The 7,221-nt window shown below is 64.8% G+C and carries 8 protein-coding genes and 1 pseudogene; 6 read left to right on the top strand and 3 right to left on the bottom strand.

Annotated features, from left to right (window positions below; genetic code table 11):
- Both ACDELDRAFT_RS16940 and folC read right to left on the bottom strand, forming a co-directional pair.
- Positions 1–329 (bottom strand): annotated as a pseudogene (locus ACDELDRAFT_RS16940) (SPOR domain-containing protein); the annotation flags it as partial.
- 23 nt (positions 330–352) lie between these two features.
- Positions 353–1,678 (bottom strand): bifunctional tetrahydrofolate synthase/dihydrofolate synthase, encoded by a 1,326-nt coding sequence (gene folC, locus ACDELDRAFT_RS16935; protein ID WP_005799092.1) that lies wholly within the window; start codon positions 1,676–1,678, stop codon positions 353–355.
- 47 nt (positions 1,679–1,725) lie between these two features.
- Here folC and ACDELDRAFT_RS16930 point away from each other — a divergent pair, with 47 nt between their 5' ends.
- From ACDELDRAFT_RS16930 to ACDELDRAFT_RS16910, 5 genes are all read left to right on the top strand, one after another.
- A complete protein-coding gene (locus ACDELDRAFT_RS16930; RefSeq protein WP_040329664.1) occupies positions 1,726–2,112 on the top strand; it encodes an arsenate reductase in 387 nt (128 codons plus the stop codon).
- 139 nt (positions 2,113–2,251) lie between these two features.
- Entirely contained in the window at positions 2,252–2,887 is a 636-nt protein-coding gene (locus ACDELDRAFT_RS16925) for a glycine zipper 2TM domain-containing protein (RefSeq protein WP_232504801.1), read from the top strand.
- A 162-nt stretch (positions 2,888–3,049) separates the two neighbouring features.
- On the top strand, positions 3,050–3,367 hold the full coding sequence (gene ppnP / locus ACDELDRAFT_RS16920; RefSeq protein ID WP_005799087.1) for a pyrimidine/purine nucleoside phosphorylase: 318 nt from the start codon (positions 3,050–3,052) through the stop codon (positions 3,365–3,367).
- Positions 3,368–3,439: 72 nt separating this feature from the next.
- A complete protein-coding gene (argG, locus tag ACDELDRAFT_RS16915; RefSeq protein ID WP_005799085.1) occupies positions 3,440–4,783 on the top strand; it encodes an argininosuccinate synthase in 1,344 nt (447 codons plus the stop codon).
- 193 nt (positions 4,784–4,976) lie between these two features.
- Positions 4,977–5,342: an SPW repeat protein gene (locus ACDELDRAFT_RS16910; RefSeq protein ID WP_005799083.1), complete on the top strand. Its 366-nt coding sequence runs from the start codon at positions 4,977–4,979 to the stop codon at positions 5,340–5,342.
- 111 nt (positions 5,343–5,453) lie between these two features.
- Here ACDELDRAFT_RS16910 and murB read toward each other — a convergent pair whose 3' ends face one another.
- Positions 5,454–6,527 (bottom strand): UDP-N-acetylmuramate dehydrogenase, encoded by a 1,074-nt coding sequence (murB, locus tag ACDELDRAFT_RS16905; protein WP_005799081.1) that lies wholly within the window; start codon positions 6,525–6,527, stop codon positions 5,454–5,456.
- 74 nt (positions 6,528–6,601) lie between these two features.
- Here murB and ACDELDRAFT_RS16900 point away from each other — a divergent pair, with 74 nt between their 5' ends.
- Complete coding sequence (locus ACDELDRAFT_RS16900) at positions 6,602–7,087, top strand: YajQ family cyclic di-GMP-binding protein (protein ID WP_005799079.1); 486 nt, start codon at positions 6,602–6,604, stop codon at positions 7,085–7,087.
- Positions 7,088–7,221: the final 134 nt, after the last annotated feature.

Raw genomic sequence — 7,221 nt, 5'->3', positions numbered from 1 at the left:
GCAGCGGTGGCCACAGGCGCCTTGGCGGCAGGCGCAACAGCCCTCGAAGCGGGCAATTCAGGCGGTGCGGCCGGGACGACGAGTGGCGCTACCTTGTTGCGGTCGGGAATTTCAATGGGGATGTCGACCGGCACCGGGCGCGGCTGCGTATCGAACAACAGCGGAAACCCCACCACGCCCAGCAGCACCAGCACGGCGGCGCCAATGAGACGGTGGCGCGCGCGCCGGCGCATGACTTCGATGCTCTCGGCCTGGGCCGAGCGGGACCGCTTGGCTGGCTTGTCGGCCTGCTCACTCTGACCGGGCCACCGAAACTTGAAAAATGCCATGGAGTAGGGGCCCGCGCGGAGCCTTATGCGCCCAGATGCTTGGCGTGCAAGCGGGGGATGCCGTTGATCAGCACACCGCCCACCGTGTAAAACGAGCCAAAGACCACGATTCTATCAGCGGGGTCTGCGGCGGCCACGGCCGCCTCCAGGGCTTGCTGGGGGTCGGCGTGGACACTGGTGGTGACCTGCCGCCGCCCGCCCGCCACCATCTGCAGTGCATTCCATTTCTGCTGCAGGACGGCGGCAGTTTCGGCGCGGGGCGTGGGCAGATCGGTGAAATACCAGTGGTCTACCAAGGACCCCACCTTGGCCAGCATGGGGGCGAGGTCCTTGTCGGCCATGGCGCCAAAGACGGCATGCGTTACCGGGAAATACCCCATGGCGTCCAGGTTGGCGGTGAGTGCCGCCACCGAATGCGGGTTGTGGGCCACGTCCAGTACCAGGGTTGGCTGCCCGGGCACGATCTGAAAGCGCCCGGGCAGCTCGACCAGCGCCATACCGTTGCGCACCGCCTGCGCCGTGACCGGCAGCCGCGTGCGCAGCGCCTCGAATGCCGCCAGCACCCCCGATGCGTTGACCAACTGATTGGCACCACGCAGCGCCGGATAGGCCAGCCCCGCATAGCGGCGCCCGCGCCCGGCCCAGCTCCACTGCTGCTTGTCGCCCGAGAAGTTGAAATCGTGGCCAAACCGCCAGAGATCGGCCCCGATCTCCCGCGCATGGTCGACCACGCTTTGAGGAGCCATGGGGTCGCTCACGACCACGGGCCGGCCCGTGCGCATGATGCCGGCCTTCTCGCGGCCAATGCTCTCGCGGTCGGGCCCCAGATATTCGGTATGGTCGATATCGATGCTGGTGATGATGGCGCAATCGGCGTCGATCACGTTGGTGGCGTCCAGGCGGCCGCCCAGCCCTACCTCGAGAATGGCCACGTCCAGCAGCGAATGGCTCAGCAGCCGCAGAATGGCCAGCGTGGTGAATTCGAAATAGGTCAGCGAAACTTCGTTGCCATTGAGCGTTCTTGCGCTCTCCACTGCTTCGAAGTGTGCTATCAGATCCGCAGCATTTACGGCTTCGCCATGCACACGGCAGCGCTCTTCGAAGTGCACCAGGTGCGGAGAGGTGTAGACGCCGGTGCGGTAGCCGGCCTGCTGGGCCACCGCCTCGAGCATGGCGCAGGTGGAACCCTTGCCGTTGGTGCCCGCCACGGTGATCACCGGGCAGTCGAAGCGCAGATCCATGCGGGTGGCCACTTCGCGAACCCGGTCCAGGCCCATGTCGATGTTCTGAGGGTGGAGCCGCTCGCAATGGCTGAGCCAGCCTTCCAGGGTGTGGATTTTTGTGTGCATACAGCACGGATTGTCGCCCACGCACACATTCGCGCATGATGGCGCCCATGAAGACACCCCACATCACTCTGTACGGAATCCCCAACTGCGATACGGTGAAGAAGGCACGCGCCTGGCTCACCGGACAGGGGCTCGAGTACACATTCCACGATTTCAAGAAGCAAGGCGTTCCGCCCGAGCGCCTGCCCGCCTGGCTGGCCGCCGTGGGCCGCGACAAGCTGGTCAACCGGCAGGGAACCACCTGGCGCAAGCTCGAACCCCACGTGCAAGCTGCGGCACAGGACGACGCCGGTGCCATGCAACTGATGCAGGCACAGCCCAGCGTCGTCAAGCGCCCGGTGGTCGAATGGGGCCAGGGCACCGGAACGGCGATCACTGTGGGCTTTGATGCCGCGGCATGGTCCGCGCTGCAAGCCACGCTCGGGCACCCGTAAAAGGTGGAAAACCGCACAAATCTTTACGCAGATTTACGGGGCAGCGCGGGCGGGTTGACGCCACGCGCCTAAACTTTCTTGCAGGCTGGTGCGTTATGCACCCAACTGTCAGGAGCTTTCCCATGAAAAAATCGCCCTTTTGTCTGCCTTGCTTGCCGTGGCCACGGCCGCATCGGCGCAGGAGCAGGGCCGCGTGCTGTCGGCCACCCCCGTGCTCCAGCAAGTGGCCATTCCGCAGCAGGTGTGCGGCAACGAAACCGTCTACAGCGGAAACCGCAATTCGGGTGCTGGCGCGGTCATGGGCGCCATCGCCGGCGGTGCGGCGGGCAATGCCATCGGACGCGGCAATGGCCGCGCTGCCGCCACCGCCCTGGGCGTGATCGGCGGGGCCGTGCTGGGCAACCAGATCGAAGGCAGCGGCCAGCCGCAGTACCAGAACGTTCAGCGCTGCACCACGGAAACCTATTACGAGAACCGCACCGTGGGCTACGACGTGGTGTACGAATATGCGGGCCGGCAGTACAGCACCCGCACCCAGAACGACCCGGGGGCTTGGATTCCGGTGAGCGTGCAGCCCATGGCCGGCAACCAGGGCCCGGTCTACTCGACCCAGCCCGACCCCTACGGCCAGCAGGGCGTGTATTCACAGCCCGGCGTGGTGACCTCCACCTACCCTGTTCAGCCCCCCACTTATGTGAGCCCCCCGGTGACGGTGATCGAGTATGGCTACGGCCGCCCCTACTACCCACCCCACCGCAACCCTTACTGGCGCTGAGGCCGGGCCAGCCCGGCCCGCGCTTTTCCCTTACCAGAGCCCCGCCGGGGCTCTTTTTCTTGCCGGACGCGCCCCTGGCATGCGCCGGGCACGGTGCGAGGCCCATCGGGCCGGCGCCCCTGGCCTAAAATCTCCGGTTTCCTTCTTTCTACCCGCCCATCCATGACCACCGAAAAGATCGACGGCGTGTCCGTCACGACCAAGGCCAGTGTTTACTTCGACGGCAAATGCGTGAGCCACGGCATCACCTTTCCCGACGGCACGAAGAAGACAGTGGGCGTGATCCTGCCAGCAACTCTCACGTTCAACACCGGCGCTCCTGAAATCATGGAAGGCGTGGGCGGCTCGTGCGAGTACCGTCTCGACGGCACGGATGCGTGGGTGAAGTCTGGCGCGGGCGAAAAATTCAGCGTGCCCGGCAACTCGAAGTTCGACATCCGGGTGACCGAGGCCTACCACTACATCTGCCACTTCGGCTGAAATTTAGAGCGTTTTTGGCCTTCAGCGCTTACGTGGAAAACGTAAGCAGCTATCATTTTTGAGAAACACTCCATGGCAACCATCCTGCAAAACCTCCCTGTCGGCCAGAAGGTCGGCATCGCCTTCTCGGGCGGCCTGGACACCAGCGCGGCCCTGCGCTGGATGAAGAACAAGGGCGCCCTGCCCTACGCCTACACGGCCAATCTGGGCCAGCCCGACGAGCCCGACTACGACGCCATCCCGCGCAAGGCCATGGAATACGGCGCCGAGCAAGCCCGCCTGATCGACTGCCGCACGCAGCTGGCCCACGAAGGCATCGCCGCGCTGCAGGCCGGCGCCTTCCACATCAGCACCGCTGGCGTGACCTACTTCAACACCACGCCGCTGGGCCGCGCCGTCACCGGCACCATGCTGGTGTCGGCCATGAAGGAAGACGACGTCCACATCTGGGGCGACGGCTCGACCTTCAAGGGCAACGACATCGAGCGCTTCTACCGCTACGGCCTGCTCACCAATCCGTCGCTGCGCATTTACAAGCCCTGGCTGGACCAGCAGTTCATCGACGAGCTGGGCGGCCGCGCCGAGATGTCGGCCTTCATGACCAAGGAAGGTTTCGGCTACAAGATGAGCGCCGAGAAGGCCTACAGCACCGACAGCAACATGCTGGGCGCCACGCATGAAGCCAAGGATCTGGAATTTCTGAACAGCGGCATCAAGATCGTGAACCCCATCATGGGCGTCGCGTTCTGGAAGGACGATGTTGTGGTGAAGGCCGAGGAAGTGTCGGTGACCTTCAACGAAGGCCAGCCCGTGGCCCTCAACGGCAAGGAATTCAACGATCCGGTCGAGCTGATCCTCGAAGCCAACCGCATCGGCGGCCGCCACGGCCTGGGCATGAGCGACCAGATCGAAAACCGCATCATCGAAGCCAAGAGCCGCGGCATCTACGAGGCCCCGGGCCTGGCGCTGCTGCACATCGCCTACGAGCGCCTGGTGACCGGCATCCACAACGAGGACACCATCGAGCAGTACCGCGTGAACGGCCTCAAGCTCGGCCGCCTGCTCTACCAGGGCCGCTGGTTCGACCCCCAGGCCCTGATGCTGCGCGAAACCGCCCAGCGCTGGGTGGCACGCGCCGTCACGGGCACCGTGACGCTGGAACTGCGCCGTGGCAACGACTATTCGCTGCTCAACACCGAAAGCCCTAACCTGACCTATGCGCCCGAACGCCTGTCGATGGAAAAGGTGGAAGACGCGCCGTTCAGCCCCGCCGACCGCATCGGCCAGCTCACCATGCGCAACCTCGACATCGTGGACACACGCAGCAAGCTCATGACCTATGCACAGTCGGGCCTGATCACGCTGGGCCAGGGATCGCCATTGCCCCAACTGAGCGACGAAAGCCCAAAAAAGTAAGCCAATTGGCCTGTAACGCTTGCGCCACTTTCGCAAGCAGCTATCAAATTATGAGTAACCGCCCCGCCATCCGGCCGGGCGGTTTTTTTTGGAGAATGCGCTCCGGGCACGCCATTGCACCGGAACCTGCCGCCCCGGCCGGTACTCCAACCTGTTGCCGCCGAAACGGTTTGCGGCGGCAGGAGGTACCGCCATGAAGCAAGTGAAACACTGGCAAGACCCTGCCAACGCGCTGCTAGGAGCCTGGTTTGCGCTCTCGCCCTGGGTGCTGCGTTACCAGGATCAGATGACGCCCACCGCCAACGGTGTGGTGGTCGGCGTGCTGCTGATCGCCGCCGCACTGGGCGCAACGCTCGTACCCCGTGCATGGGAGGAATGGACCGAGGGCGCACTCGGGCTGTGGATGATCGCATCGCCCTGGGTGCTGGGCTTCGACATGCACATGGACGCCTTGCGCAACGCGACCGTCACCGGCATCGTCGTGCTCGGCTTGGCCCTGTGGGTGCTGGCATCCGACAAGGACTACAGCGCCTGGTGGCATCACCGCTCTGCGCACTGACGCAGCCCCATGAAAAAACCGCCCTGCGGCGGTTTTTTCATGCCCATCAAGCCGCAGGTGCCTGTGTGAATTGCGCTGCCTGCTATCAAAATAAAAGCAGATTCTGCCGGTTCACACCACCACCGGTTCCGGCTCCAGCCGGATGCCGAAGCGCTCGTACACGCTGGTCTGGATGGCACGCGCCAGCGTCATCACCTCGCCACCGGTCACGCTGTCGGCCCCCTGGCCGCGGTTGACCAGCACCAGCGCCTGCTTTTCATACACACCCGCCTTGCCCACGCTCTTGCCCTTCCAGCCGCAGGCATCAATCAGCCAGCCAGCCGCCAGCTTGATGCTGCCGTCGGGCATGGGGTAGTGCACGATCTTGGGGTCGCGCGCGATGATGTCGGCGCATTGCTCGGGCGTCACCGTGGGGTTCTTGAAGAAGCTGCCAGCGTTGCCCACCACGGCTGGATCGGGCAACTTGGCGCGGCGGATGTCGCACACCCAGTCGAAAATCTGCTGCGCCGTGGGCTGGTCGACGCCCGCCTCGGCGCGCCGGCGCTCCAGCTCGAGATACCCGAGCACGGGCTTCCACGGCCGGGGCAGGCGAAAGCGCACATGGGTGATGACGGCGCGGCCCGCCAGGCCCATGCCACGCGGCAGGCCGCCCTGGCCCTGCGCGGGCGACGGCGCGTGCTTGAACACCGAGTCCCGGTAGCCGAACGCGCATTGGGCGGCATCGAGCGTGAAACTCTGTCCGGTGATCAGGTCCACGGCATCCAGCGACTCAAAGCGGTCCTGCAGCTCCACCCCGTAGGCGCCGATGTTCTGCACCGGCGAAGCCCCCACGGTGCCAGGGATCAGCGCCAGGTTCTCCAGCCCGGCAAATCCCTGGGCAAGTGTCCAGGCCACGCAGTCGTGCCACACCTCGCCGGCGCCGGCCTCGACAATCCACGCCCGCTCGGTCTGCTCGACCAGGCGCAGGCCCTTGATTTCCATCTTGAGCACGGTGGGTTTCACATCCCCGGTCAGCACGATATTGCTGCCGCCGCCCAGCACGAAGAACGGGCCGCGGGCAAGGGCCTGGTCTGCGAGCAACTGCTGCAGGTCGGCCACGGAGCGCACCCGCACCAGCGTTTGCGCGCGCGCCACGATGCCAAAGGTGTTGCAGGGCTGCAAAGGGACGTTTTTCTCGACTACCATTGGACGGATTGTCGCACCGGGGGCCAGCGCGCCTGCCCGGTTCCCCCCCGTTTGCCGAGAGACCGAGAACTGCCATGCCCTCTTTTGACACCATCTGCGAAGCCAACCTGGTCGAAGTGAAAAATGCGGTGGAAAACACCGTCAAGGAAATCACGACCCGCTTTGATTTCAAGGGCACCGCCGCCAGCATCGAGATCAAGGACAAGGAAATCACCATGGTGGGCGACGCCGAGTTCCAGCTCACCCAGATCGAGGATGTGCTGCGCAACAAGCTCACCAAGCGCAACGTGGACGTGCGTTTTCTGGACATGGGCGACGTGCAGAAAATGGGCGGCGACAAGGTCAAGCAGGTCATCAAGGTGCGCAATGGCATCGAGAGCGAACTGGCCAAGAAGCTGCAAAAGCTCATGAAGGAGAGCAAGCTCAAGGTACAGGCCGCCATCCAGGAGGACAAGGTGCGGGTTTCGGGCGCCAAGCGCGACGACCTGCAGGCGGCCATGGCACTGATCCGCAAGGAGATCACCGAAGTCCCGCTGTCGTTCGACAACTTCCGCGACTGACCTGCCAGGGCTGCCCGCACGCGCGGCGCCCTGCACATTCCGAGGCCCGCACACATGCACACCCTGCCGCTCGCACTGCGCCAACGCCTGCACATGGCCGCGCGGCACCTGCGCAGCCCCCACACCGCTTTGCT

Origin of the sequence: Acidovorax delafieldii 2AN, assembly GCF_000175235.1 — a bacterium.
Classification (GTDB): Bacteria; Pseudomonadota; Gammaproteobacteria; order Burkholderiales; family Burkholderiaceae_C; genus Acidovorax; species Acidovorax delafieldii_B.
This window is presented reverse-complemented; position numbering and strand designations above follow the sequence as displayed.

What these genes read in the sequence shown, in the direction of transcription:
- folC (WP_005799092.1), bottom strand. Translation starts at nt 1,678, where the DNA reads ATGCACACAAAAATCCACACCCTGGAAGGCTGGCTCAGCCATTGCGAG.
- ACDELDRAFT_RS16930 (WP_040329664.1), top strand. Translation starts at nt 1,726, where the DNA reads ATGAAGACACCCCACATCACTCTGTACGGAATCCCCAACTGCGATACG.
- ppnP (WP_005799087.1), top strand. Translation starts at nt 3,050, where the DNA reads ATGACCACCGAAAAGATCGACGGCGTGTCCGTCACGACCAAGGCCAGT.
- argG (WP_005799085.1), top strand. Translation starts at nt 3,440, where the DNA reads ATGGCAACCATCCTGCAAAACCTCCCTGTCGGCCAGAAGGTCGGCATC.
- ACDELDRAFT_RS16910 (WP_005799083.1), top strand. Translation starts at nt 4,977, where the DNA reads ATGAAGCAAGTGAAACACTGGCAAGACCCTGCCAACGCGCTGCTAGGA.
- murB (WP_005799081.1), bottom strand. Translation starts at nt 6,527, where the DNA reads ATGGTAGTCGAGAAAAACGTCCCTTTGCAGCCCTGCAACACCTTTGGC.
- ACDELDRAFT_RS16900 (WP_005799079.1), top strand. Translation starts at nt 6,602, where the DNA reads ATGCCCTCTTTTGACACCATCTGCGAAGCCAACCTGGTCGAAGTGAAA.